At 69.5% G+C, this 25,095-nt stretch carries 21 protein-coding genes; 7 read left to right on the top strand and 14 right to left on the bottom strand.

What is annotated here, in order from left to right; translation table 11 throughout:
* Nucleotides 1-51: 51 nt before the first annotated feature.
* The gene (locus ACT3T5_RS08515) at nucleotides 52-444 is read left to right on the top strand and encodes an ectoine synthase (RefSeq protein WP_444579953.1); all 393 of its coding nucleotides are present in this window, start codon (nucleotides 52-54) and stop codon (nucleotides 442-444) included.
* Between the two features lie 202 nt (nucleotides 445-646).
* On the opposite strand, the gene ACT3T5_RS08520 is transcribed toward ACT3T5_RS08515, so the two are convergent.
* Nucleotides 647-1,009 carry a GRAM domain-containing protein gene (locus ACT3T5_RS08520; protein ID WP_444579952.1) on the bottom strand — a complete coding sequence of 121 codons (363 nt, stop codon included), beginning with the start codon at nucleotides 1,007-1,009 and terminating at the stop codon, nucleotides 647-649.
* Nucleotides 1,006-1,602, bottom strand: coding sequence for a hypothetical protein (locus ACT3T5_RS08525; protein WP_444594147.1), 597 nt, complete (start codon nucleotides 1,600-1,602; stop codon nucleotides 1,006-1,008). The genes ACT3T5_RS08520 and ACT3T5_RS08525 overlap by 4 nt, the downstream gene beginning before the upstream one ends.
* 139 nt (nucleotides 1,603-1,741) lie before the next feature.
* Between ACT3T5_RS08525 and ACT3T5_RS08530 the strand changes: the two genes are divergently transcribed.
* The gene (locus ACT3T5_RS08530) at nucleotides 1,742-2,395 is read left to right on the top strand and encodes an IMPACT family protein (protein WP_444579950.1); all 654 of its coding nucleotides are present in this window, start codon (nucleotides 1,742-1,744) and stop codon (nucleotides 2,393-2,395) included.
* Nucleotides 2,396-2,489: 94 nt separating this feature from the next.
* Here ACT3T5_RS08530 and ACT3T5_RS08535 read toward each other — a convergent pair whose 3' ends face one another.
* A complete protein-coding gene (locus tag ACT3T5_RS08535; RefSeq protein ID WP_444579949.1) occupies nucleotides 2,490-2,774 on the bottom strand; it encodes a GlsB/YeaQ/YmgE family stress response membrane protein in 285 nt (94 codons plus the stop codon).
* 271 nt (nucleotides 2,775-3,045) lie between these two features.
* Between ACT3T5_RS08535 and ACT3T5_RS08540 the strand changes: the two genes are divergently transcribed.
* The gene (locus ACT3T5_RS08540) at nucleotides 3,046-6,933 is read left to right on the top strand and encodes a Pls/PosA family non-ribosomal peptide synthetase (RefSeq protein ID WP_444594148.1); all 3,888 of its coding nucleotides are present in this window, start codon (nucleotides 3,046-3,048) and stop codon (nucleotides 6,931-6,933) included.
* Nucleotides 6,930-8,261, top strand: a complete 1,332-nt coding sequence (locus tag ACT3T5_RS08545; protein ID WP_444594149.1) for a M1 family metallopeptidase — start codon at nucleotides 6,930-6,932, stop codon at nucleotides 8,259-8,261. Before ACT3T5_RS08540 ends, ACT3T5_RS08545 begins: the two co-directional genes overlap by 4 nt.
* A 49-nt stretch (nucleotides 8,262-8,310) precedes the next feature.
* On the opposite strand, the gene ACT3T5_RS08550 is transcribed toward ACT3T5_RS08545, so the two are convergent.
* Both ACT3T5_RS08550 and nrdF read right to left on the bottom strand, forming a co-directional pair.
* A complete protein-coding gene (locus tag ACT3T5_RS08550) occupies nucleotides 8,311-8,670 on the bottom strand; it encodes a 4'-phosphopantetheinyl transferase family protein (RefSeq protein ID WP_444594150.1) in 360 nt (119 codons plus the stop codon).
* Nucleotides 8,671-9,021: 351 nt separating this feature from the next.
* Nucleotides 9,022-9,990, bottom strand: a complete 969-nt coding sequence (gene nrdF, locus ACT3T5_RS08555) for a class 1b ribonucleoside-diphosphate reductase subunit beta (RefSeq protein WP_343922057.1) — start codon at nucleotides 9,988-9,990, stop codon at nucleotides 9,022-9,024.
* Nucleotides 9,991-10,456: 466 nt separating this feature from the next.
* On the opposite strand from nrdF, the gene ACT3T5_RS08560 reads away from it, so the two are divergent.
* Nucleotides 10,457-12,070, top strand: a complete 1,614-nt coding sequence (locus tag ACT3T5_RS08560; protein ID WP_444594151.1) for a DUF418 domain-containing protein — start codon at nucleotides 10,457-10,459, stop codon at nucleotides 12,068-12,070.
* Nucleotides 12,071-12,173: 103 nt separating this feature from the next.
* Here the strand turns inward: ACT3T5_RS08560 and ACT3T5_RS08565 are convergent, their stop codons facing one another.
* The 7 genes from ACT3T5_RS08565 to ACT3T5_RS08595 all read right to left on the bottom strand — a co-directional run bounded on the left by ACT3T5_RS08565 (nucleotide 12,174) and on the right by ACT3T5_RS08595 (nucleotide 21,292).
* Nucleotides 12,174-13,634, bottom strand: a complete 1,461-nt coding sequence (locus ACT3T5_RS08565) for an MFS transporter (RefSeq protein ID WP_444594152.1) — start codon at nucleotides 13,632-13,634, stop codon at nucleotides 12,174-12,176.
* Nucleotides 13,635-13,931: 297 nt separating this feature from the next.
* Entirely contained in the window at nucleotides 13,932-14,705 is a 774-nt protein-coding gene (locus ACT3T5_RS08570; protein WP_444594153.1) for an IclR family transcriptional regulator, read from the bottom strand.
* Between the two features lie 96 nt (nucleotides 14,706-14,801).
* Nucleotides 14,802-15,989 carry a D-2-hydroxyacid dehydrogenase gene (locus ACT3T5_RS08575; RefSeq protein ID WP_444594154.1) on the bottom strand — a complete coding sequence of 396 codons (1,188 nt, stop codon included), beginning with the start codon at nucleotides 15,987-15,989 and terminating at the stop codon, nucleotides 14,802-14,804.
* A gap of 289 nt (nucleotides 15,990-16,278) precedes the next feature.
* On the bottom strand, nucleotides 16,279-18,411 hold the full coding sequence (gene nrdE / locus ACT3T5_RS08580) for a class 1b ribonucleoside-diphosphate reductase subunit alpha (RefSeq protein WP_444594155.1): 2,133 nt from the start codon (nucleotides 18,409-18,411) through the stop codon (nucleotides 16,279-16,281).
* A 5-nt stretch (nucleotides 18,412-18,416) separates the two neighbouring features.
* Complete coding sequence (gene nrdI / locus ACT3T5_RS08585) at nucleotides 18,417-18,815, bottom strand: class Ib ribonucleoside-diphosphate reductase assembly flavoprotein NrdI (protein ID WP_343922047.1); 399 nt, start codon at nucleotides 18,813-18,815, stop codon at nucleotides 18,417-18,419.
* Between the two features lie 30 nt (nucleotides 18,816-18,845).
* Nucleotides 18,846-19,103: a glutaredoxin-like protein NrdH gene (gene nrdH / locus ACT3T5_RS08590; RefSeq protein ID WP_193118877.1), complete on the bottom strand. Its 258-nt coding sequence runs from the start codon at nucleotides 19,101-19,103 to the stop codon at nucleotides 18,846-18,848.
* 611 nt (nucleotides 19,104-19,714) lie between these two features.
* The gene (locus tag ACT3T5_RS08595) at nucleotides 19,715-21,292 is read right to left on the bottom strand and encodes a Gfo/Idh/MocA family oxidoreductase (RefSeq protein WP_444594156.1); all 1,578 of its coding nucleotides are present in this window, start codon (nucleotides 21,290-21,292) and stop codon (nucleotides 19,715-19,717) included.
* Nucleotides 21,293-21,560: 268 nt separating this feature from the next.
* Here ACT3T5_RS08595 and ACT3T5_RS08600 point away from each other — a divergent pair, with 268 nt between their 5' ends.
* Together ACT3T5_RS08600 and ACT3T5_RS08605 are read left to right on the top strand one after the other, a co-directional pair.
* Nucleotides 21,561-22,235, top strand: coding sequence for a lysophospholipid acyltransferase family protein (locus tag ACT3T5_RS08600; protein WP_444594157.1), 675 nt, complete (start codon nucleotides 21,561-21,563; stop codon nucleotides 22,233-22,235).
* 102 nt (nucleotides 22,236-22,337) lie between these two features.
* Entirely contained in the window at nucleotides 22,338-22,721 is a 384-nt protein-coding gene (locus tag ACT3T5_RS08605) for a universal stress protein (protein ID WP_444578293.1), read from the top strand.
* Nucleotides 22,722-22,879: 158 nt separating this feature from the next.
* On the opposite strand, the gene ACT3T5_RS08610 is transcribed toward ACT3T5_RS08605, so the two are convergent.
* Nucleotides 22,880-24,373, bottom strand: coding sequence for a catalase (locus ACT3T5_RS08610; RefSeq protein ID WP_444578292.1), 1,494 nt, complete (start codon nucleotides 24,371-24,373; stop codon nucleotides 22,880-22,882).
* Nucleotides 24,374-24,480: 107 nt separating this feature from the next.
* Nucleotides 24,481-24,948: a Fur family transcriptional regulator gene (locus ACT3T5_RS08615; protein WP_444594158.1), complete on the bottom strand. Its 468-nt coding sequence runs from the start codon at nucleotides 24,946-24,948 to the stop codon at nucleotides 24,481-24,483.
* Between the last annotated feature and the right edge of the window lie 147 nt (nucleotides 24,949-25,095).

The raw sequence follows: 25,095 nt of genomic DNA on the forward strand, positions 1-25,095 counted from the left end.
CGCACGCTCAGGTGCAGGACCCACAGACCATCCACGGAGAGGACCACCCCCATGCTCGTTCGCACCCTTGCAGAGGTCGAAGGCACCGACGCCGACATCCAGTCGGAGAACTGGCGCTCCAAGCGCATCATCCTGGCCAAGGAGGGCGTGGGCTTCTCGGTCCACGAGACCACCCTGTACGCCGGGACCGAGAGCTACTTCTGGTACGCGAACCACATCGAGGCCGTGTTCATCACCCAGGGTGAGGGCACCATCGAGGACCTCGCCACCGGCGAGACGCATGAGCTCGCCCCGGGCAGCCTCTACCTGCTCAACGACCACGACAAGCACATCGTGCGCCCCCGCACGGAGATCAAGTGCGTGTGCGTGTTCAACCCGCCGGTGACCGGCCGCGAGGTCCACGACGAGAACGGCGTGTACCCGCTGGTGACCGAGGACGCCTGAGTCCTCACCCATCGCCGTCGCGCATCGCGGCACAGTGAGAGCGCAGCGACCTCCCCCAGCGGCTGACTAGCTGCAGGGCCGAGTGATTGCGTGACTGGACTGGCCCAGCGACTGCGTGGCTGAGTGGCTGTGCGAGAGGGGCCCACCGGGAGCAGAAATGCTCCGGGTGGGCCCCTCGCGTCATGACCGGTGACCGGTCAGGTCAGCCGACGCGCACTCCCCCGCCGCGTGCTGCGTCGATCGCCACGATCCACGCGGAGCGCCCGGTCACGACGAAGCTCTGCCGCGACCCGTCGGCCAGCGTCACCTCCACCGAGTTCTTCAGCAGCGGAAGCTTCCCGAACACTTTGGTCCAGGCCGGGGCGACGCCGACGACGGCTCCCAGCTCGATCTGCGCCGGCGCGGTCTGCAGATTCAGGGCATGGGGCCGGAACACCAGGCGCGAAGTGGTCAGGAACAGCCTCCCGCCGACGGCCTCGGCGCCTCGCTGCATGTTCGCGCCGCCGCTCTTCCGCGGCTGCTCGCCGGGCTCCAGCTCGAACGGGAACTTCCGCTCCGTGCTCACGCCGTCACGCGGCGCTTGCGCACGATCAGCAGGATCACGCCGATCGCGAGGAGCACGAACCCGAGGAAACCTCCGCCCACGGCGAGCAGGATGCCGCCGATCGCGCCGAAGATGCCACCGATGGAGACGGGCGGGCCGACGGCGACCGGGGTGCCCGCGCAGTCGACGGTGTACTCGCCGGCCTCGTTCGCGGTGAAGGAGTCGAAGGAATCCCACTGCTTGCCGTCGATCGCGGTCGAACTGGTCTGGATGGTGCCCTCGCCCGGGGCCTCACCGGACGGGGACAGGATCTCGCAGGCCGGTGCGTCCGTTCCCGCTTCGGCGTAGAGCTGCAGCGAGTCGCCCTGTTCGGCCGTGATCGAGGCGGAGCCGCTGTCGAAGACCTCGATGTCGCCGATCCCGCCGGCGGTCGCACGGATCCCGATGATCGCGATCACGGCCCCGATGATGACGGCCAGCGCCAGGATGATGCTGCCGAGGATGATGAGGATCTTCGGGGCCTTCCCGGCTCTCTGTCGCTGCGGGGGCTGGCCCAGGTTCTGGCCGGGCTGCGGTCCGGGAGACGGGTAGGGCGAGGAGATTGGAGCGGTCAAAGGGTCCTCCAGGACGTATCGGTTGGCTGCCGCGATGCGGCCCGGTGCCAGCGTAATGCCCCGGCGACAGGCGACGGCGGCGGTCATCGGACCCACCCGGACAGGACCGGGCTGGACGCGCCCACCTAGACTCGGCCCCATGCCCGAACCCCTCGTCCTCGCCGCCGATGTCGAGACGGAGCTGGTCGAGAAGCGCTCCCGGTTCCTCACCCGCCTGCATCGGGTGGAGTCCCTCGAGGAGGTCGACGCCCTGGTCCGGGCCGCACGCCGCGAGCATCCCGATGCCCGCCACCACTGCACCGCCCTCGTGATCGGCGAGACCGCACAGTCCGCCGAGGTCAACCGCTCCAGCGACGACGGCGAACCGTCGGGGACCGCCGGGATGCCGATGCTGCAGTCGCTGCTGCATGCCGGGCTCGTCGACACCCTCGCGATCGTCATCCGCTATTTCGGCGGGGTGAAGCTGGGAGCCGGCGGGCTGGTGCGCGCCTATACCGCCGGGGTCGAGCAGGCCGTCTCCGCAGCGACTCTGCTGCGTCGCACCGAGCTGGTCGTCGCCGAGCTCGACGTGCCGCTCGCCGAAGTGGGCATCGCGGAGAACGCGGTGCGGATCTGGGCAGGGGCGCACGCCGCCCCGGTGGAGCCCACGACGTACTCCTCCCGGGACGCGACCCTGACTGTGCTGCTCAGCCCCGAGCTCCTCGAGGACCTGCGTGCGGATACCGCACGGTGGTCCTCCGGACGCATCGAGGTGCGCGACGCGGGTCGTCGCACCGCGGACCTTCCCCGCTGACCCGTCCTGCTCCGGCGCGACACCGCCGGACACGACGGCGGCGCCGCCCCGGAGATCCGGGACGGCGCCGCCAGTGTGAAGACGCTGCCTAGGGTCAGGCGCGGTTCTTCGTCGCGAGACCGTAGATGAACATGACGATGAGGGCACCGATCACCGAGAGCACGATGGTCCAGAGGCTCCACGGGTCACTCATGACGCCGCTGATGCCCTTGCTGCCCAGCAGGCCGCCGATGAAGCCGCCGACGATCGCGCCGATGACGCCCAGGACGATGGTCAGACCGAGGCTCATGGCCTGCTTGCCGGGCATGATCGCCCGAGCGATGAGGCCGATGATGCCGCCGATGATGATCCAGGAAATGATTGCCCAGAGAAGTCCCATGATCGGATCTCCTGTCTATGAAGGGGAAGGGAAGTATTACTGCACCCATAGTGTGCACCGTTTTGAACACGTATTGCGGGATGCGAGCATCAACGCAGATCAGACGGACGACCACGCGGTCTATGTGATCTGCACGAGTCGTAGGACATTCCTCGGATGCGACGTCCGGGAAAGGCGAGAATTTTCGACCATCGGCTCGACGTGCGCGGCATCACGTCCAGGACGACGCCCTGGACACCTTCTCGTCACCTCGACGTACGACACTCCCGGGGTGACCCCCGCCCAGTACGGCCTCCTCCCCGAGCTCCTCGCCGCAGATCGGGCCCCCGCCCCGAGCTCCCTCGTCGAGATCTTCCGACGCACCGTCGAGACCTGCGGCGACTCCCTCGCGGTCGACAACGGGATCGACCCGCTGACCTACACGGAGCTCCACGAGGCCGCCTCCGAGCTCGCGGCCCGGCTCGCCACGGTCGGCGTCGGCCCTGGCGACAAGGTCGGCGTGCGCATCAAGTCCGGCACCACCGACCTCTATGTCGCGATCATCGGCATCCTCGTCGCCGGCGGCGCCTACGTGCCCGTCGATGCGGACGACCCCGACGAGCGCGCCCGGGTGGTCTTCGAGGAGTCCGCCGCCGTGGCCCTGGTCGGCAACGACCTGGCCATCACACCCACCGCCGTCGGCCGCGCCGCCACCCCCACGCCCCCGCGCGAGGTGCGTCCCGAGGATGACGCCTGGGTGATCTTCACGTCCGGCTCCACGGGCAGGCCCAAGGGCGTCGCCGTCACCCATCGCAATGCGGCCGCCTTCGTGGACGCCGAGTCCGCGATGTTCCTCCAGGAGCGGCCGATCGGTCCCGGGGACCGGGTGATGGCCGGGCTCTCCGTCGCCTTCGATGCCAGCTGCGAGGAGATGTGGCTGGCCTGGGCGTACGGCGCCTGCCTGGTCCCTGCCCCGCGCTCGCTCGTGCGCTCGGGGGTCGACGTCGGCCCCTGGCTGGTCGCCAACCGCATCACCATCGTCTCCACGGTCCCCACCCTCGTCGCCCTATGGCCCCACGAGGCCCTCGCCGAGGTGCGGCTGCTGATCATGGGAGGTGAGGCCTGCCCGTCCGAGCTCGCCTCCCGGCTCCAGGCCGAGGGCCGCGAAGTGTGGAACACCTACGGGCCCACGGAGGCCACCGTCGTCGCGTGCGGTGCACTCCTGGACGGCACCGAGCCGGTGCGGATCGGGCTGCCGCTGGACGGCTGGGACCTCGCCGTCGTGGACCCCGAAGGGCACCCTGTCGGCCCGGGCGAATCCGGCGAGCTGATCATCGGCGGGATCGGGCTGGCCCGCTACCTCGACCCGGAGAAGGATGCCGAGAAGTACGCCGCCATGCCCACGCTGGGCTGGGAGCGGGCCTACCGATCCGGCGACATCGTGCGCAACGACCCCGCCGGGCTCCTGTTCGCCGGCCGCTCCGACGACCAGATCAAGCTCGGTGGCCGACGCATCGAGCTCGGCGAGATCGACGATCAGATGCTGCGACTGCCCGGCGTGGTCTCCGCGGCGGCCGCCGTGCGCTCCACCCGCTCGGGCAACAAGCTGCTGGTCGGGTACCTCACGACCGATGCACGGTACGACGCGGGCGCCGCCAAGCAGCTGCTGCGCGAGCGGATGCCCGCCGCCCTCGTGCCCCGCCTGGCGGTGCTCGACGAGCTCCCCACCCGCACCTCCGGCAAGATCGACCGCGACGCGCTGCCCTGGCCGCTGCCCACCCGGCATGAGCCGGCCGCCGCGCTCGCGGGCACGAGCGCCTGGATCGCGGAGATCTGGGCCGAGGTGCTCGGCGCCGAGGTCACCTCCCCCGCCGATGACTTCTTCGACGCCGGCGGCGGCTCGCTGAGCGCCGCCCAGGTGGTCAGCCGGCTGCGGGAGAAGCATCCCGAGGTCACCGTCGGCGATGTGTACTCCCACCCGTCGATCGCCGGACTCGCCGTTCACCTCGACGCCATGGGCACCACCGTGACCCGCAGCGACCGCACCGTGCGCCCCCTGCGCCGCCGCAGCCAGCTCGCGCAGCTGCTCGCCCTGGTGCCGCTGCGGGCGCTGGCCTCGATGCGCTGGATCACCTGGCTCATGATCGCCTCGAGCCTCGGGACCGCTCTCACCCCGATCCCCTGGCTCACCGCCTTCCCGCTGTGGCTGATGATCGTGATGGGCCTCGTGTTCGTGCTGCCACCGGGCCGGATGGCCCTGGCCGCGGGCCTCGCCCGGCTGCTGCTGCGCGGCGTGACCCCGGGCAGCCACCCCCGCGGCGGCCGGGTCCACCTGCTGCTCTGGCTCGCCGAGAAGATCCAGGAGGAGCTGGGCGCGGCGGGCCTCGCCGGGGCCCCGTTCTTCCTCCCCTACGCCCGCCTGCTGGGCGCACAGATCGGCCGCGACGTCGATCTGCACGCCCTGCCCCCGGTCACCGGGATGCTCACGATCGGGGCGGGCGCCTCGATCGAACCGGAGGTCGACCTCGCCGGCTACTGGATCGACGGCGATCTGCTCCATATCGGGGAGGTGCGGATCGGTAAGCGGGCACGGATCGGCGCTCGCAGCATGCTCAACCCCGGTGCGACGATCGGACGGGAGGCGGAGGTCGCTCCGGGCTCCTCCGTGCTGGGCGAGGTCCCCGCCGGAGAGTTCTGGTCCGGCTCCCCTGCCGAGCACCAGGCCGCCTCGCGCGGCCCCTGGTCCACGGACGCCCCGCCCCGCGGCACCGCCTGGCTGCTCCTGTACGCCCTGGTGGCCGGCGTGATCGCGGCGCTCCCTGCGATCGCGGTGCTCGCCGGAGCGGCCGTGCTCCTGCCGGCGCTGTCCGGCACGCAGAGCCTCGGGCAGGCTCTCGGCGCGGCCCTGCTGCGGCTGCCGCTCGCGGCCCTGGCCGGCTACGCCCTGCTCATCCTCCTGGTGCTCGGACTCACCAGGCTCTTCGGCCTCGCCATCAGCCCCGGCCACCGCCCGGTGCGCTCCCCGTCGGGCCTCGCGATCTGGGGAACGCTCCGGCTCCTCGACGAGGCCCGCACCTGGCTCTTCCCGATCTACTCCGGAGCCCTCACCCCGATCTGGCTGCGGCTGCTCGGCGCCAGGGTGGGCACGGGCGTGGAGGCTTCCACCGTGCTGCTGATCCCCTCCCTGGTCACCGTCAACGACCACGCCTTCCTGGCCGATGACACCCTGATCGGACCCTATGAGCTGGGCGGCGGCTGGATCCGCGTCGAACGGGTGAAGGTCGGCAAGCGGGCCTTCGTGGGCAACTCCGGCATGCTCGCCCCGGGCCGCAAGGTCCCCAAGCAGTCGCTCGTCGCGGTGCTCTCCGCCGCCCCGCGTCGCACCCAGGCCAAGGCCGGGACCTCGTGGCTGGGCAGCCCGCCGCGGAAGCTGCGTCGGGCCCAGGACGAGCAGGACGACAGCCGCACCTACGCGCCCTCGCGCCGCCTGCACGTGTATCGCGGACTGGTCGAGACCCTCCGGGTCGTGCCGATGCTCCTGGCCGTGCTGCTCCGCCTCGGCGTCGGCGTGCTCCTGTACCTGATCCTGCGCACGGGCCAGGTCGAGGGCGTCGGGATCCTGCCCGCCCTGCTCCTCGGCGGGCCCGTGCTGATCGCCGGCAGCCTCGCCGCCGCCGCAGTCACGGTGCTCGCCAAGTGGACGATCGTGGGCCGTCACCGCATCGGCGAGCACGCCCTGTGGACCTCCTTCGTGTGGCGCAACGAGCTCGCCGACACGTTCACGGAGGTGCTCGCCGCCCCGTGGTTCGCGCAGGTCGCCTCGGGGACCGTCGCCCTGAACGCCTGGCTGCGCCTGCTGGGCGCGAGGATCGGCACAGGGGTGTGGTGCGACTCCTACTGGCTGCCCGAGACGGACCTCGTGGAGCTCGGCGACGGGGCCACCGTCAACCGCGGCTGCGTGGTCCAGACCCACCTCTTCCACGACCGCGTGCTGAGCATGGACACCGTGGGTCTGGGTGCAGGTGCGACGCTGGGGCCGGGCAGCGTGATCCTTCCCGCCGCGTGGATCGACCGCCACGCCACCGTCGGACCCGTCTCGCTGGTCATGCGAGGTGAGAGAGTGCCTTCTGGAACACGCTGGACCGGCAACCCGATCGGTCCCTGGGAGGACGACGCATGAGCAGCACGCACTCTTCGACCAACGCCGGGAGCGACCCCTATGTGCCCGGACATGGCGACCGGAGCTTCGACGTCCTCCACTACGACCTGTCGCTGGTCTACAAGGTCGACTCGAACCGTCTGGACGGAGACGCCACCCTGCGGTGCCGCGCCGCCGGCGACACCGACGTCCTCCACCTCGACCTCCACGCCCTGCGCCTGCAGAAGGTGCTCGTGGACGGGCGCCCGCAGAAGGTCACCCACCACAAGGACCGCATCGTCCTGAAGCATCCGGTGCGTGCGGGCGAGGAGTTCGAGATCCGGGTGCGCTACTCCGGCAAGCCGAAGCCGGTGCCATCTCGGCTGCACGGGAGCACCGGCTGGGAGGAGCTGGCCGACGGGGTCATCGTCGCCGCGCAGCCCCATGGCGCCCCGTCCTGGTATCCCTGCAACGATCGGCCCGACAACAAGGCCACCTACTCCCTGGCCGTCGCGGTCCCGCCGGGCTATCACGTCGCCACCGCCGGCGAGCAGACCGGGACCCGGCGCAGCGGGGCCACCGTGACCTGGTGCTCCGAGCAGGCGGTGCCGATGCCGACCTACCTGGCCACGGTGCAGATCGGCCGTTACGAGGTGACCGAGCAGCGGGGCGCCCCGATCCCCGTGCGCACCATCGCCCCGCCCCAGCAGGACGCCGAGGAGTTCGCGGCCTCCTTCGGCCGGCAGCCGGAGATGATCCGCTGCTTCGCCCGCCTCTTCGGGCCCTACCCGTTCCCCTCCTACACCGCCGTGATCACCGAGGATGATCTCGAGATCCCGCTGGAGTCCCAGGGGCTGTCCACCTTCGGCCAGAACTTCGTGGACTCCGACTGGGAGGCCGTGCGCCTGGTCGCCCACGAGATCTCCCACCAGTGGTTCGGCAATGCGGTGACCCTCGCCCGCTGGCAGGACATCTGGCTGCACGAGGGCTTCGCCTGCTACAGCGAATGGCTCTGGGCCGAGGAGTCCGGCGTCTCGACGGTGCAGGAGCAGGTCGACGAGCATCACGCGAAGCTCGCGGACCTGCCGCAGGACCTCCTGCTCGCCGACCCCGGCGCGGAGCTGATGTTCGACGACCGGATCTACAAGCGCGGCGCCCTGACCGCGCATGCGCTGCGGGTGCGGGTGGGCGACGCGGCCTTCTTCGAGATCCTCCAATCCTGGATCGCGGAGAACAGCGGCGGCAACGTCACCACCGGGATGTTCCGCGAGCATGCGCAGCGCGTGTCCGGTGAGGACCTCGAGGACCTGTTCACGCCGTGGTTGGATGCCCTCGAGCTCCCTGCGTGCCCGCGCGGCATCCGCGCCTGAGCCTGCTGCGCCCGACGTTCACGCCGCTCCGACCACGCTGCAGCAGCGGTCACCGGCGGCGGCCGAGGCCTGAGGCCTGGTCGGGGGCTGCGACGAGCAGGCCGTCGCTCGCGACCGCCGCGACGTATCCGGGCGGAGCCGGCACGTCTATCACCTCGTGCTCCGCCAGGACGATCTGCGCCATCGGCACCGCGAGGCCCGTGCCGCGCGCCTTGAGCACGGCCTCCTTGCGGCTCCACATCCGCGCCTGCTCCAGCGCGGTCGTCGCGAGGCCCCGTTCGCTCGGGTGCGCGACGAGCGCCTCGTCCCAGCGCGAGGCGACCGCCCGGATCTCCTCGATGTCCACACCGATCGGACCGCCCGCCCGGCAGGCGGTGGCGAGGTGGGGTCCGGAGCGGGAGAGGCTCACCCCGATCGGCGTCGACAGGGCCGCGACCCGTGCCCAGGGCCGGCCGTGCGCGGCGGAGCCGCAGCGCGGGCAGAGGCGGCCGACGTGGATCGCGGCAGCGGCGTGCGCTCCTGCGCCCGCGTCGGCGTCGGCGTCGGCGTCTGCGTCTGCGTCTGCGTCTGCGTCTGCGTCGCACGATGCGAGCGTGCTGGTGGCCGCACCGAGCAGGTCCGCGATGCGTGCGCGCAGGATGTCGTCGGCGTCCTGCTCGACGGCGTGGAAGCGGACCGTCGCTCGCAGATCGCCGGTCGACCCCGGGATGTGAAGCGCCGTCGGCGGGATGTGCGGGCATGGGCTGCTCCGCGGCGGGGCTCAGAAGTCCCAGTCGTCGTCCTCGGTCTCGACGGCCTTGCCCATGACGTAGCTGGAGCCCGAGCCGGAGAAGAAGTCGTGGTTCTCATCCGCGTTCGGGGAGAGCGCGGCGAGGATCGCCGGGTTGACCTCGGTCTGATCCTGCGGGAACAGACCTTCGAAGCCGAGGTTCATGAGCGCCTTGTTCGCGTTGTAGCGCAGGAAGGTCTTGACCTCCTCGGTCCAGCCCACCGGGTCGTAGAGATCCTCGGTGTACTCCTCCTCGTTCTCGTACAGCTCGAACATCAGGGACATCGTGTAGTCCTTGAGCTCCTGGCGGCGCTCCGGAGAGGCCTTCTCCATCGCCTTCTGGAACTTGTACCCGATGTAGTAGCCGTGGACCGCCTCGTCACGGATGATCAGGCGGATGATGTCGGCGGTGTTGGTGAGCTCGCCGTGGGCGGAGTAGTGCATGGGCAGGTAGAAGCCCGAGTAGAACAGGAACGACTCCAGCAGCGTGGAGGCGACCTTGCGCTTCTCCGGGTCATCGCCCGCGTAGTAGCCCATGACGATCTGAGCCTTCTTCTGCAGCGGCTCGTTGAACTCGCTCCAGCGGAACGCCTCGTCGATCTGCTTCGTGTTCGACAGCGTCGAGAAGATCTGGGAGTACGACTTCGCGTGCACCGACTCCATGAACGCGATGTTGGTGTACACCGCCTCCTCGTGGGGGGTGATCGCGTCGGGGATCAGCGAGACCGCGCCGACGGTGCCCTGCACCGTGTCCAGCAGGGTGAGCCCCGTGAACACGCGCATGGTCAGGTTCTTCTCGGTCTCGGGGAGCCGGTTCCAGGACTGGATGTCGTTGGACAGCGGGACCTTCTCCGGCAGCCAGAAGTTGCCGGTCAGGCGGTCCCACACCTCCTGGTCCTTCGGGTCCGGAATCCGGTTCCAGTTGATCGCCTGGACCGTCGTCTTCAGGTGGTCGTTCACCGCAGCCTCACTGTCGCAAAGAATCGGGGGTGTAGCTCCCCGCCAGGGGGTCTAGTTCCCCGCCAGTCTAGGCAGTACGGGCGCTCGGCCGGGCCATCCCCGCTCCTCCGGGACGGGTGTCTCTGGACACCACGTCCGCGCCATGGCCACGACCTGCATCGCGGTCCCAGGAACGGCGGTGCGGAGTGCGGAGATCCGCCCCCAGGACCTCGTCCCGGCGCGTCGTGTCGCGCGGCCCGTCGAACCGCATCGCACCATCCCCGACGCCCTGACCGCTGCGATCGCTCCGATCGCTCCGAGCGCTCCCGCCCGTCCCTGACATCCGTCACGCCGATCCATGACAGGCACCCGACTTTGGTCGCGGGACATCCTCCCTGCGCCTCACTAGGTTCGGGAGACGACGCGAAGCGCCCGCAGCGAGCAGTGCTGGAGATCCGGGTGCGCCGCCGCAGAGGAAGGCCCCGACGTGACCGACGTACCCACCCCGGCCACCGACCCGACCCCGTCCGACCGGAACCCGCCTGATCCCGCCCCGGCCGATCCGAGGCCGTCCGATCCGAGGCCGGCCGACCAGGGGCCATCTGCGCCGGCGATTCCGTCCGCCGCCCCGCCGCGGTCCCTCGCGCCGGACATCGCCCGTGGGCTGATGCTCGCGCTGATCGCGATCGCGAACGTGTCCTGGTATCTCTGGGGCCACGAGGGCTCCGTGGGCATGACCCCGCACGTCCCTGCCCGCAGCGGCGCCGACTGGGTGGTGCAGGTCGCCATGACCATCGCGGTCGACCACCGGGCGATGCCCCTGTTCGCGGTCCTCTTCGGCTACGGGATGGTGCAGTTCTACCGCTCCCGCCTCGACCGCGGCATGGAGCCACGCATCGTGCGCGCCATGATGCGCCGCCGCCACTGGGCGATGCTTCTGCTGGGCCTGCTCCACGCCGCTCTGCTGTTCTACGGGGACATCCTGGGGGCGTACGCGGTCGCCGGACTGCTGATGGTGTGGATCTTCTTCGGTCGACGCACGCGCACCCTGGTAATCTGGATCGGGGTGCTCGTCGCGCTGATCCTCCTGTTCGCCCTGTTCAGCATCCTCAGCGCCATCTCACTGGCCTTCTTCGCGCCGCCCGAGGTCATCGGCTCCATGGAGTCCGGATCCTTCGGGATGGGGCTCGTGCGGGACTACGCCTACGGGCAGCCGTATCTGGTCTCCATCCTCGCCCGCCTGGCGATCTGGACCATGGGGCTGCTGCCTGGCGCTCTGCTCCTCACCCCGGTGTCGATCCTGGTGGGCTGGGTCGCCGCCCGCCACCGGGTGCTCGACGAGCCGCGGCGACACACCCGCCTGCTGGCACGCGTGGCGGTCGGCGGCATCGCCATCGGCTGGCTCGGCGGGGTGCCCGACGCCCTCCTCATCACGGGGGTGATCCCCCTGCCAGAGGCGGTGGGCTGGGCGTTCAGCGGTCTCAACTCGCTGGCCGGCATCGCCTGCGGGATCGGGTACGCCGCGGCGTTCGGCCTGCTCGCAGTCCACCTGGAGGGACGTGCCCCCGCGAGGACGACGTCAAGTCCTGACCTGGACCCGGGCTCGGAAACGAGCTCAGGCGCGGGTGCGGGCTCTGGCTCGGGCTCGGGCTCGGGCTCGGGGGACGGTCCTCTGGACAAGGCGGCCCAGCGCGAGAGACGCCGGGAGGCCGCCGCCGCGGACGCGGCGCGGGAACCGGCTCAGCGTGCCTATGGCCTTCCCTCCTCCACACAGGCGCGAGTTCCCGGGGTCGCCCCGACGGGGGCGTCGGCGCCCCGGACCGGCGCGCTGGTGCGTGCGCTGAGCGCCGTCGGGCAGCGCTCGCTGACCTTCTATCTGCTCCAGTCCCTGCTGCTGGCGCCGCTGATGGCGGACTGGGGACTGGGACTCGGCGTGCACCTGAGCACTGCCGGCGCCGTCGCGATCGCTCTCCTGGTGTGGCTGCTCTCCCTGCCCCTCGCAGCCTGGATGGACTCACGAAGCGTGCGCGGCCCGGCGGAGATGCTGCTGCGGCGGCTGACGTACGGTCGCCTCGATCCGCAGCGGCCCCGGCAGCCCTGATCACCGGCCCCCGACGGGAGGGAGACAGTGAGACCTCGGAGTCTCCCTCGTCGCCGACGGCCCGCCGTCGGACGCTCGACCGCTCGGCACGGCACCGCCGGCCTCAGGACTGTGGCGTGCTGAGGGTCCTCGAGGCGGAGGTTCGCGCACTGCCCGAGGCGAGAGCCAACTCCGCCGCACGGTCCTCGCGGTCGGACTCATCGAGCGAGAGGCGCAGGGCGTCCTGCACCGACAGCAGGTCCCGGCCGCGGGTCTCCGGCACCAGGAACGTGGCACCCACGGTGATGGAGGCGAGCGTTCCCATGTAGACGGCCAGCACGATCCAGTTCCCGTCGGTCCAGGCCAGCAGCGCCGCACCGAGCACACCGGCCAGGCCGCCGGCGAGCACCGCGGAGATCTCCCGGGCCATGGCGACGCCGAGGTAGCGGTGGCGGGCGCCGAACAGCTCGGGCAGCATCGCGCACTGCGGACCGAGCATGGTGTTCACCGCGATGCCGAGACCGATCGCGATGACCGCCACCGCGACGACCTCGCTGCCGATGGACAGCAGGTACCAGGCCGGGAACGTGTACGCGAGCATGAACACGGCGCCGGCGCGATAGACGGGCACCCGACCGAAACGATCGGAGAGGTGCCCGCTCAGCGGCACGGTGACCATGCCCAGCAGCGAGCCGAGGGTGACGCCCCAGGTGACGATTCCCCGGTCCAGGCCGATCGCGGCAGAGGTGACGAAGGCGAGCGCGAGCGACTGGAACATATAGCTGCCGCCGTTCTCGGCCATGCGCAGCCCGATGCCCACGACCACGCCGGGCCGGCCGCGGGTGAAGATCTCCCGCAGCGGCCGCTCGGCGACCTGCTCGTGCTTCTCGAGATGCACGAAGGTGGGGGTCTCCCGCAGGTGGGAGCGGATCAGCAGCGCGACGATGATCAGCACGAACGACGCGAGGAACGGGATCCGCCAGCCGTAGGCGAGGAAGGCGTCCTCGGGCATCAGCGTGAGCAGCGTGAAGACGAGCGCCGCGAGCAGCGTGCCGGCCTGGATGCCGATGAACGGCAGTGCGGAGAAGAAGCCGCGGCGTCGCACCGGGGCGTACTCGGCCATGAGCACGGTGGCCCCGGCCTGCTCGGCGCCGGCTCCGAGGCCCTGCAGCAGGCGCAGGATCACCAAGAGGATCGGGGCGAGGTAGCCCGCCTGGTGGAAGGTGGGCAGCACCCCGATGAGGGTCGAGGAGCCGCCCATCAGCAGCACCGTGACGACCAGGACCCACTTGCGTCCCACCCGGTCACCGAGGGTGCCGAAGATGAGGCCGCCGAAGGGGCGGGCGACGAACCCGACGCCGTAGATCCCGAAGGCGGCGACCGTGTTCATCGCCGGGTCACCGTCGGGGAAGAAGAGGGTGTTGAAGACCAGGGCGGTCATCAGGCCGTACATCGCGAAGTCGAAGTACTCCATCGCGCTGCCGATGCTCGAGGAGAGCGTTGCACGACGGAGGTTCGCGGCGTACTCCTGATCGGACAGATGCTGCGCGCCCTCGGGGCGAGGTGCGCTCGTCGTCGAGCTCATGGCATCTCCTTCGATGCGTCGGGTGCGTGCGGTGGCGCTGGAGCGCGGCAGAGCCGCGCGGCGTCGCCCACTGTACTCAATTGTGAACGCAGTGCAGCTGGTTGAACACGTGGCGGGCAGAGCGTGGGTGGTGAAGGGCCACCGATCAGGGGGCGCGACTGGATCGCCGTCGGGCGAGACAGCGCGACAGCAGGCCGGTCCTCACGCGGGTCGGCCCGACAGCGGGCTCGCCGTCACGCGGGTCGGCGCGACAGCGGGCTCACCGTCAGACGGGTCGCCCCGACAGCAGGTCGGTCTTCACGCAGGCCGGCGCGACAGCGGATTCGTGAGCTCCGCGGAGATATCGAGCAGTGCGGCGCCGAGGGCGGCGATGGTCGTCTCGTCGGCCTCGGAGGCACCGAGAGGGACGCCGACGGCCATGCGTGGATCGCCCGGCTGCCACGGCTCCAGGGGTGCGGCGACGCCGAAGATGCCCGGGAAGGACTCGCCGTGGTCGACGGCATAACCGCGCTCGCGGCCTTCGGCGATCTTCGTGCGCACCTGATCGGGTGTGGTCACGGAGCGCTCGGTCTTCGGGACGAAGGTCGACGCGGACAGGACGGCCTCGACCTCCTCCTCCCCCATCCCGAGCAGCATCGCGTTGCCGACCGCGCAGTAGACCAGTGGCAGCCGGGAGCCCAGGGGCGTGCCGAGGCGCTCGGTGCGCCCCTCGTGACGGGCGAGGTAGATGGCGTCCGGAGCATCCAGCATCGCGATCTGCACGACATGGGTGCGCAGCAGCGGATCCGCTTCGACCACGCTGAAGAATTCACGCACCTGGTTGAACTGGGCGGCGAAGGCCCCGCCGAGCTCGGCCGTGCGCAGGCCGAGCCGGTAGCCGCTCTCGGCGCGCTGGATCATGCCCTCCCCCTCGAGCGCCTGGCAGATGTTCGAGGCGGAGGACTTCGCGATCCCGACCTCACGGGCGATCTCCGAGAGCGTCAGGGGCACACCGGCGACCTCGAGGGCGCGCAGGATCCCCAGGGCTCGGGAGACGGCGGGCGACGGGTCGCGGGTCTCAGGGCTGGACATGACAGGTCCTTCCTTCGGGGGCTCTCGGGAGCCTCAGCAGAACGCTCGGGAGTTCCAGCAGAACTCTCGAAAGTCTCAGCAGAACTCTCGGGAGTCTCAGTAGAACTCGACGGTGTCCACTACGTTGCGCAGCTCTGCGCCGTCGAGGAGACGACCGAGGTTGTCGAGGAACAGTCGCACGATCCGCGCCTCCTCGTGCGAGCTGAGGGCAGCGGTGTGCGGGCTGACCAGGACACGAGGATGATCCCACAGCGGGCTGGTCGACGGCAGCGGCTCGGTCGCGAAGACGTCGAGGGCGGCGAAACCGATCCGACCGTCCTCGAGCGCGGCGAGAAGCGCGCTCTCGTCGACCACGGTGCCGCGCCCGACGTTCGCCAGGATGGTTCCCGGCCGCACGGCCTCGAGCACCTCCGCGCCGACGAGCCCCTCGGTCGCCGCGGTCCCGGGCAGGGTCACGACGATCGCGTCGGCCCGTGCGGCGGCCGCAACCAGCTGGTCGGCGGGGACGAGCTCGTCGACACCGTCCACGGGCTCCCCGCTGCGGGTGGTGCCGAGCACGTGCGCACCGACTGCGGAGAAAAGGCTCGCGCAGGCGCTGCCGATGCCGCCGAGGCCCACGATCAGCACGGTCATCTCGTCGAGCTGCTTCATCTCCCAGCGGTCGCTCCACTCATGGGCCCGCTGCTGGGCGGCGAGCTGCGGGAGGGTCTTCGCGCCGGCGAGGACGCCGAAGAGGGCGAACTCCGCGAGCGGGCGGCCATGGACGCCGGCCGTGGTGGTGACGGTGATCCGCTCGAGCGTGGCGGGGTCGAGGCCGGCAGCCCGGACCTGCGCACCGCTCCCGGCGGCCATGGCCTGCACCCAGCGCAGGCGCGGGTTGGCCTCGGCCGTGCGGCGCAGGGCGGAGGGGTCGACGTCGGGCAGGGAGAACAGCACGTCGGCCGAATCGACCATCTCGTCGTAGGCGGTCTGCTCCGCGGGAGTGCGGACATGGTCGGGATCGCCGGCCCAGTCCGCCGGTCCGCGACGGGGCCGATAGAGCGTGTGGTCGCGGATGACGTCGACGCGGGGCTCGGCCTCCGCGATCTGCTGGCAGAGCGCCTCGGGGAGGTCCACGGCGATGACCACCCGAGGCCGGGATCCGCGCTCCGGATCGTCGGCCGGGGTCGGCGCCGGCCGAGAGTCCGATGCACCTTGCGGGACGACGGAGGGGGCGGCGGAGGGGGCGGCGGAGGGGGCGGCGGTTGTGGCTGCGTTCGGGGCTGCGGAGTCTTCGGCACGCATGGGAGCTCCTTCGCTCGAGGGATGGCGGATGTCCGTGCCAGCCTACCCAGTAGAGACAGTCCGTTGGACACCGTTCGCCCTATTGGACGCCCGTTCTGCGCTCGCCGCCCCGCTGACGTGCGCTCACCGCGTCGCTGATGTGCGCTCACCGCCCCGATGATGTGCGCTCACCGCCCCGATGATGAGCGCACACGACCCAGATGATGAGCGCCCGCCGCCCCCGCAGAGACGACAACGGGCGGGCACCCGGTGATCCGGATGCCCGCCCGTCGTGATCGGGGTCAGAGACTCACAGCATGCAGCTGACGCAGCCCTCGACCTCGGTGCCCTCGATCGCCATCTGGCGCAGGCGGATGTAGTACAGGGTCTTGATGCCCTTGCGCCATGCGTAGATCTGCGCCTTGTTGATGTCGCGCGTGGTAGCGGTGTCCGGGAAGAACAGCGTCAGCGACAGGCCCTGGTCCACGTGCTGCGTGGCCTCGGCGTAGGTGTCGACGATCTTCTCGTAGCCGATCTCGTACGCATCCTCGTAGTACTCGAGGTTGTCGTTGGTCATGTACGGCGCGGGGTAGTAGACCCGGCCGATCTTGCCTTCCTTGCGGATCTCGATCTTGGAGACGATCGGGTGGATCGAGCTCGTCGAGTGGTTGATGTACGAGATCGACCCGGTCGGCGGGACCGCCTGCAGGTAGGCGTTGTACATGCCGTGCGCCTGAACGTCCTCGCGCAGCTGCTTCCAGTCCTCCTGGGTGGGCAGGTGCACGCTGGAGCTCTCGAACAGGCCGCGGACCTTCTCAGTGCGGGGCTCCCACACCTTGTCGATGTACTTGTCGAAGTAGGTGCCGGTGCCGTAGGTGGAGTTCTCGAAGTCGTAGAAGACCTCCTTGCGCTCCTTGGCGATCCTGTTCGACGCCTTGATGGCGTTGTAGGTGACCGCGTAGAAGTACATGTTCGTGAAGTCCAGGCCCTCTTCGGAACCGTAGAAGATGGACTCGCGAGCGAGGTAGCCGTGGAGGTTCATCTGGCCCAGGCCGATGGCGTGCGACTTGCGGTTGCCCTCGGCGATCGTCGGCACCGACTCGATGTCGGAGTTGTCCGAGACCGAGGTCAGACCACGGATCGCGGTCTCGATGGTGCGGCCGAAGTCCGCGGAGTCCATCGCCTTGGCGATGTTCATCGAGCCGAGGTTGCAGGAGATGTCGCGACCGAGCTCGTCGTACGTCAGGTCGACGTTCATGGTCGACGGGGTCGAGACCTGCAGGATCTCGGAGCACAGGTTCGAGTGGGTGACCTTGCCCGGGATCGGGTTGGCCCGGTTCACGGTGTCCTCGAACATGATGTACGGGTAGCCGGACTCGAACTGGATCTCCGCCAGGATCTGGAAGAAGTCGCGCGCCTTGATCTTCTTCTTGGCGATCTTCGGGTTGTCGACCATCTCGCGGTAGGACTCCGAGACGTTCACCTCGGCGAACGGCTTGCCGTACTCGCGCTCCACGTCGTACGGGGAGAACAGGTACATCGGCTCGTTGTTCTTGGCGAGCTCGAAGGTGATGTCGGGGATGACCACACCGAGGGAGAGGGTCTTGATGCGGATCTTCTCGTCGGCGTTCTCGCGCTTGGTGTCGAGGAACCGCAGGATGTCCGGGTGGTGGGCGTTGAGGTACACCGCGCCGGCACCCTGACGCGCACCGAGCTGGTTCGCGTAGGAGAAGGAGTCCTCGAGCAGCTTCATCACGGGGATGACGCCGCTGGACTGGTTCTCGATGCGCTTGATCGGCGCACCGTACTCGCGCACGTTGCTCAGCAGCAGGGCGACGCCGCCGCCGCGCTTGGACAGCTGCAGCGCGGAATTGATGGAGCGCCCGATGGACTCCATGTTGTCCTCGATGCGCAGCAGGAAGCAGGAGACGAGCTCTCCGCGCTGAGCCTTGCCGGCGTTGAGGAAGGTGGGGGTGGCCGGCTGGAAGCGCCCGTCGAGGATCTCCTCGACGAGGTTGCGGGCCAGCTGCTCATCACCCTCGGCGAGGGTGAGCGCCACCATCACCACGCGGTCCTCGAAGCGCTCCAGGTACCGCTTGCCGTCGAACGTCTTCAGCGTGTACGAGGTGTAGTACTTGAACGCGCCCAGGAAGGTCGGGAAGCGGAACTTCTTCGCGAAGGCCTGCTCGGACAGCGACTCCACGAAGGAGAAGTCGTACTGCTCGATGACCGCGGCCTCGTAGTACTGGTTCTCGATCAGGTAGTCCATCTTCTCGCGCAGCGAGTGGAAGAACACCGTGTTGGGGTTCACGTGCTGCAAGAAGTACTCGCGAGCGGCGAGCCGATCCTTCTCGAACTGGATCTCACCATCCGCACCATAGAGGTTGAGCATCGCGTTCAGCGCGTGGTAGTCGAGCTGCCTGTTGTGCTCGACCGGGGGCATCTCGGTCAGTGTCGCCAAAACTCTTCCAATCCGTCGTGGACCCGCTGCACGTCGCGAGGGGTACCGAACAGTTCGAACTTGTACATGTGCGGGACGCGGCACTTGGCGGAGATGATGTCTCCGGCCAAGCAGTACGCCTCCCCGAAATTGGTGTTGCCAGCACCGATCACGCCCCGGATGAGGTTCCGGTTGCGTTCGTCGTTGAGGAACTTGATGACCTGCTTGGGAACGGCACCGTGGCCGTTGCCGCCGCCATAGGTCGGGGTCACCAGGACGAACTCCTTGTCGGCGACAAGGTGCTCGTCCCGGGGGTAGAGCGGGATCCGGGATGCAGGCATCCCGAGCTTCTCGACGAAGCGATGGGTGTTGCCCGAGACCGAGGAGAAGTAGACGAGGTCAGTCACGCCGATTCGCCCTGCAGCTCCGGGAGCCAATCAGATCGCGGCGGCGCTGCGCTGAGCGCCGGTGGCGGCCACGACGGCCTTGATCTTGTCGGGACGGAAGCCGGACCAGTGGTCCTGCTCGGTGATGACGACGGGCGCCTGGACGTAGCCCATCGACTTGATGCGAGCGAGTGCGTCGGCATCCTCGGTGATGTCGACGACGTCATAGGCCACGCCCGCCTTGTTGAGGGCGCGCTTGGTGGCGTCGCACTGCACGCAGAGGGGCTTGGAGTACACGGTGATGTCCAAGGGAAGGGGCCTTTCTCGAGCGCCGCGCCGGCGGCGCGATGAGGATGGTTCTTGCTGGTGGTTCAGGAGGTCCGAGGACCGTGTCGCGATGCTCTGGAATCTCCCCGTCACCTCTGCCACGAGGGCTTCTGATGCGGTGACAGTTCCCCGGGGAGCCCGGATCGCTGCGACAACGTCAACACTACACCTAGTGGTGCCCCGGCGGAACGACCACAAGATGTACTGAGTTACAACCCTGTCATCCACAATCGACTGTTGACGGGCTGTGGACAGATCGGGAGGGATGGGGACAACCGTCGGAGGCCACGCACGAAAGCCGGGAAAGCATGCACAGAGCAGTGTGGACGACGGGTCCGACAGCCCATCGGCGCGGTGGACGACGGGCTCCGACGAGCGCTGCGGAGCACTCCGACACGCCCCTCACGTGAGGAGGATCCCGGCGTGTCCTGACGGCGCCCGGGCGTGTCGTCGCCATGTCTCTCAGCGGGCCTCGGCGTGTCGTTCCCGGACGCGACGATCCCCGCCTCTCCTGACGATCGGAGCTGCGGGGATCCGGGCCTCCCGGAGGAGAGGTCGCGTGCTGACGGCGGGTCGAGACGGGGCGGGCGGCTTCAGCGGTGCGCCGGGCCCTCCGGCCGGTCCTCGGGCGAGTCCGCGCCCTCGGCGTCCGCCTCGTTCTGCGTCCCCGGGACGATCCAGGCGTTGACCACAGGGTCGGTGGGGACGAGCGGCGTCTGGGCCCCGTCCACGCTTCCGCCCGCGCTGTCGGATCCCTCAGGGGCCGCGTCGGCCGCAGGCGGCGCGGTGACCATCATGGGCGGGCTCGTGGGCGTCGACCGCGACCTGTCGACCGCCGCCTCATCGGCGCTCGGAGCGCCACCATCGATGCCGTCAGCCCCATCGGCGCTGCCGGCCCCATCGGCGCTGCCGGCCGCATCCGTGCTGTCGGGGGCATCCATGCTGTCGAGGGAATCCGTGCCGGCGGGGACATCCGTACCGACGGCCTTCGTGTCGTCGGCCTTCTCCTCACCGGCCGGGTCCTCGTCGTCCGTGGGCTCCGCCTCGAGGCTCCGCCCGTCGGCGACCACGATCGCAGAGAGCACCTCGCGCAGCAGCGCGACCTGGGTCTGCGCCTCGGCGGCTCCGGAGTAGGGCAGCGTTCCCTTCTCGACGAAGGCATGGAACGCCTCCCACATCAGCTCCACCGAGCCCTTGGCCGCGGTCGTGGAGGTCTCCTGGACCACGCCGGCCTTCTTCTCCCGCAGCGAGACCGTCGAGCGGCGATCGCCGTGCGAGGGCGCGGGCAGCTCGACCTGCATCCGCCTGCGGGCGGAGAGCACCTGGATGGTCTCGGAGTACTCCGGGGCGAACGGGAGGTAGTGCCAGACCAGCCTCACCTGCGCTCCGCCCTCGAGCTCGCCGAGCAGCTCGATCGAACCGGGGATCACGCCCTTGGGCCAATGACGCACGGCGACCAGGCGCGCGACCGGGCCGTACACGGCCTCGAGCACGGCCAGCTGATGGGCCACGCCGGTCAGCAGGCCCTTGACGTAGAGGTCGCGATCGCGCTGGGTGGCGCCGTCACCGGAGCCGGCGACCACTGCCGCCTGGAGATTCGTGCGGCGCTGGGAGCGCACCTCGGAGGGGAGGTCGTACGAGGACGTGGTGACGTGCGCGCCGCCGAACAGCGGCTGGCTCGCCGGCATCAGCACCTCGTGGTCCACCATCCGCAGGTCCTTGGTGGCGATCTGCTCGGCCATCCGCGACACGGAGTCGTCGTACTGCTGCGGGTAGGCCATCATCACGAGGCGGCGACCGGTCATCCGCTCGAAGTCCGCCACCCGAGCGACCTCTTCCTCGGAATAGCCCAGGGGCGGCTCGGCGAGGATCGGGATGCCCCGCTTCATGAGCTGCAGCAGGTCGTCGACGTGCAGGCCATCGGTGGACAGCACCACAGCATCCACGGCGACGCTCTTCGCGCGCACCGCAGCGATCAGGTCGGCGACGCTCTCATAGCGCGCCTCCTCCCCGACCCCCCACACCTCGGAGGATTCCCGGCGGCGACGCGGGGAATGATCCACCAGTGCAGTGACCGCGAAGCGGTCCCAGCGCCGACGCAGCACCGGAAGATGCACGGCCTGCGCCATGGTTCCGGCGCCGATCACGGCGATGTTCAAGGTCTTCGGCATCGACAGGCTCCTCGGGATCGACGGGGACAGCGGCAGCACCACCGACCTGCGGCGGGCGCATCGGCCGTCCCCGGCTGCGCGCCTCGGATTCGGCGCGTGACGCACGCCTGTTCTACCACATCAGCCCGTGCCCGCCCCGTCCGCTTCACCGGCGCGACCAGCGCATCATCTGCGCCTGCGACGAGGCATGCGCTGCGACCATCGGCACCAGGCACCCGCCCGACAGGGATATCGTGGTGCGCGTTCTGAGCCGACCCAGGAGGACCACGTGACCCAGCGCTTCTACATGGGAGTCCGCACCGCTGTGCGCCCTTTCGTCTCTCTCATCTGGAGCCCCCGGATCACCGGACTGGAGAACGTGCCGACCGAGGGCGGCTTCATCATCGCCTCCAACCACCTCTCCAACATCGACAGCTTCGTGCTCCCGGTGGCGTTCCCGCGCCAGATCCGGTTCGTGGCCAAGTCGAGCCTGTGGTCCCAGAAGGGGCTCAGGGGCAAGGTCCTGAAGTGGTTCTTCACGGCCGTCGACGCCGTGCCCGTCGACCGGGAGGCCCTCGCCTCCGGCAAGGGCGCGCTGCAGTCCGCGCAGGTCATCCTCCGCGAAGGGGCGGGCTTCGGCATCTACCCCGAGGGTTCCCGCTCGAAGGACGGCCTGCTGCACCCGGGGAAGCAGGGCGCCGCCTGGCTCGCACTGGAGTCCGGCCGGCCGATCATCCCCGTGGGACTCAAGGGCACGCCCGAGCTCATGAAGAAGAAGCTTCCCGAGCGCGGCGTCGTCAGCGTGCGCATCGGCCGCCCGATCGACTTCAGCGATATCGACCCCGGCGCCTCCAAGGGTGTCAAGCGCCGCCTGATGACGGCACGGATCATGGACGAGATCCAGCAGCTCTCCGGCCAGCAGCGCTCCGAGACCCCCATTTCCGGGTCCGGCACCGGAGTCTGAGAGCGGCACCGGTCCCCTCCCGGGGCCGTCAGCCCGTAGGATCGGAGCTGGCCGCTCCCCCACGGGCACGGCCGACGCCCGGACCGCACCCGAGGAGAACAGATGGCAGTCGTCGTCGGATTCATCCCCACCGACGTGGGTTTCAAGGCGCTGGCAGCCGCACGCGAACAGGCTGAACGGCGCGGCGGGCCGCTGATCGTGGTCAATGTGGTGCGCGACGGCGTCACCTCGGATCCCCGTCACGCCGACGACCAGCAGCTCGAGATCGCCCGTGACCAGCTCCGGCAGGCCGCCGTGCGCGTCGCGATGCGCCAGGAGCACACCGAGGACGACATCTCCGACGTGCTGCTGCACGTGATCGAGGAGGAGAAGGCGGACCTGCTCGTCCTGGGCATCCGCCGTCAGAACGACCTCGCCCGTCACCTGCTCGGACTCACCGTCCAGAAGCTCCTGCTCTCCGCTCCCTGCGAGGTGCTGGTGGTCTGAGGGCCCTGCCGACACCCCCGGCGCCCTCCCCCAGCACTCCCCTCCGCACGAGCCACACGCACGCACATACACACACGAGCGCGGCGCGCCCCCGGATGCCGGGGACGCGCCGCGCTCGTGTGGCGAACACCGGGCCACCTGGGGTGGCCCGGGACGGATCAGCTGTTCAGCGGGTCGCCGCCGGACTGCTCGTCGGCCGCGGCGGTGCCAATGGCCTTCTCGATGCGCTCACCGATGGTCTGGTCGATGCTCTTCCAGTACTGCAGAGCCTTGGACAGGACAGGCTCCTCGACGGTGCTCAGACCGCCGGAGACGGTCTCGACCAGGCGGTCGCGGTCACCGTCGTCGAAGACCTCGCGCACCAGGATGCCGGGCTGCACGAAGTCGCCGTCCTCGGAGTGGAGGGTGTAGGCGGCGCGCACCAGCTCGCCGTCGGTCTCCCAGCCGTTGTCGACGGGGCCCTGCTCGTCCTGATACGCACGACCGTAGGAGTTCGGCGAGTACACCGGCGCGTCACCGGAGTGCAGGAACTGCATGAACCCCTCCTTGTCGTAGGAGTTCGTGGGCACGACCGGCTGGTTCACCGGCAGCTGGTTGAAGTTCGTGCCGATGCGGTGGCGCTGCGCGTCCGGGTAGGAGAACACGCGGCCCAGCAGCATCTTGTCCGGGGAGACCCCGATGCCCGGCACCAGGTTCGAGGGGCTGAAGGCCGCCTGCTCCACCTGGGCGTAGTGGTTCTGCGGGTTCTTGTTCAGGGTCATCGTGCCGACCTTGATCAGCGGGTAGTCCTTCTTGGACACCGTCTTGGTCAGGTCGAAGATGTTGAAGCGGTAGGTCTTCGCATCCTCATAGGGGATGACCTGGACGGACAGGGTCCAGCTCGGGTTCTCACCGCGGTCGATCGCGTCGAAGAGGTCCCGGCGGTGGTAGTCGCCGTCGGAGCCGGCGATCTTCTCCGCCTCCTCATTGCTGAGGAACTCCAGGCCCTGATCCGTGTGGAAGTGGTACTTGACCCAGAACTTCTCTCCGGACTCGTTGATCCACATGTAGGTGTGCGATCCGTAGCCGTTCATGTGGCGCCAGGACTTGGGCAGACCCCGATCACCCATGAGGTAGGTGACCTGGTGGGCGGACTCCGGGGAGTTCGACCAGAAGTCCCACTGCATGGTGTTCGAGCGCAGGCCCGAGTCCGGGGTGCGCTTCTGGGAGTGGATGAAGTCGGGGAACTTCATGGGGTCGCGCACGAAGAAGACCGGGGTGTTGTTCCCGACCAGGTCGTAGTTGCCCTCCTGGGTGTAGAACTTCAGCGCGAAGCCGCGCACGTCCCGCCAGGTGTCGGGCGAGCCCAGCTCGCCGGCGACGGTGGAGAAGCGAGCCAGCATCGGGGTCTTGCGACCGGGCTGGAAGAGATCCGCCTTGGTGTACTGCGAGACGTCCTCGGTGATCTCCAGCTCACCGAAGGCGCCGGAGCCCTTCGCGTGGGGGCTGCGCTCCGGGACGCGCTCGCGGTCGAAGCGCGCGAGCTTCTCGACCAGGGCGGTGTCATGGAGCATGAGCGGGCCGTCGGCGCCGACGCTGAGGGAGTTCGCGTCGGACTCGCGCGGAGCGCCGGATTCCGTGGTGCTCGGGATCGTGGGATCGAAGTCGGTCATATGCGTCTCCTAGGGGTCGTGATGGTTTCTGACACGTTGTAACGATAAGTGCGGACAGTGACGTTCGGACAGTGACGGTCGGGGACAAGGACCCGAACCCCGGAGGGTCAGGGGGATTCGGGGGTGGCGTGCGCGGCGGACGGCTCAGCCGACGAGTGCGCGGCGCGGCACCGGGAGCAGATGCCTCGGTAGACGACGTCGGCGATCTCGATGTCGAAGCCGTGGTCGTCGGAGGGGGTCAGGCACGGCGAATGGCCGATGGAGCAGGGCACGTCCTCCAAGCGGCCGCAGCTGCGGCACACGAGGTGATGGTGGTTGTCGTGCCGATGCAGCTCGTACTGCATGCTCCGACCGCCCACGGAGACGCGGCGCAGGAGTTCCGCGTCGGACAGAGCGTTGAGCACGTCGTAGACAGCCTGCCGGGACACCGTCCCGAGCTGCCCGCGCACCGCATGGGCGATCACCTCGGCGTCGGCATGAGGATGCTCGGCGACCGCGGCCAGCGTCGCGAGCCGCGGGGCGGTCACGCGCAGTCCTGCCTCGCGCAGGGCGGAGGGGTGGTCGAGCGTCGGCATACCCCGACCATAACGTGCACTCTGGACTTAATCAAGAAAAGGTGGACGGGCCCGACCGACGGCACCGCTGCCGCGCCGCCTCGTCCGTGCACACCTCATGACAACACGGGGCGCAGGCGGGGCAGGCGATCCGTGCCGCACACAGCC

It is taken from the genome of Brachybacterium sp. AOP3-A1-3, assembly GCF_052378285.1.
GTDB lineage: Bacteria > Actinomycetota > Actinomycetes > Actinomycetales > Dermabacteraceae > Brachybacterium.

What these genes read in the sequence shown, in the direction of transcription:
- ACT3T5_RS08515 (WP_444579953.1), top strand. Translation starts at nt 52, where the DNA reads ATGCTCGTTCGCACCCTTGCAGAGGTCGAAGGCACCGACGCCGACATC.
- ACT3T5_RS08530 (WP_444579950.1), top strand. Translation starts at nt 1,742, where the DNA reads ATGCCCGAACCCCTCGTCCTCGCCGCCGATGTCGAGACGGAGCTGGTC.
- ACT3T5_RS08535 (WP_444579949.1), bottom strand. Translation starts at nt 2,774, where the DNA reads ATGGGACTTCTCTGGGCAATCATTTCCTGGATCATCATCGGCGGCATC.
- ACT3T5_RS08545 (WP_444594149.1), top strand. Translation starts at nt 6,930, where the DNA reads ATGAGCAGCACGCACTCTTCGACCAACGCCGGGAGCGACCCCTATGTG.
- ACT3T5_RS08565 (WP_444594152.1), bottom strand. Translation starts at nt 13,634, where the DNA reads ATGAGCTCGACGACGAGCGCACCTCGCCCCGAGGGCGCGCAGCATCTG.
- ACT3T5_RS08570 (WP_444594153.1), bottom strand. Translation starts at nt 14,705, where the DNA reads ATGTCCAGCCCTGAGACCCGCGACCCGTCGCCCGCCGTCTCCCGAGCC.
- ACT3T5_RS08575 (WP_444594154.1), bottom strand. Translation starts at nt 15,989, where the DNA reads ATGCGTGCCGAAGACTCCGCAGCCCCGAACGCAGCCACAACCGCCGCC.
- nrdE (WP_444594155.1), bottom strand. Translation starts at nt 18,411, where the DNA reads ATGCCCCCGGTCGAGCACAACAGGCAGCTCGACTACCACGCGCTGAAC.
- ACT3T5_RS08595 (WP_444594156.1), bottom strand. Translation starts at nt 21,292, where the DNA reads ATGCCGAAGACCTTGAACATCGCCGTGATCGGCGCCGGAACCATGGCG.
- ACT3T5_RS08605 (WP_444578293.1), top strand. Translation starts at nt 22,338, where the DNA reads ATGGCAGTCGTCGTCGGATTCATCCCCACCGACGTGGGTTTCAAGGCG.
- ACT3T5_RS08610 (WP_444578292.1), bottom strand. Translation starts at nt 24,373, where the DNA reads ATGACCGACTTCGATCCCACGATCCCGAGCACCACGGAATCCGGCGCT.
- ACT3T5_RS08615 (WP_444594158.1), bottom strand. Translation starts at nt 24,948, where the DNA reads ATGCCGACGCTCGACCACCCCTCCGCCCTGCGCGAGGCAGGACTGCGC.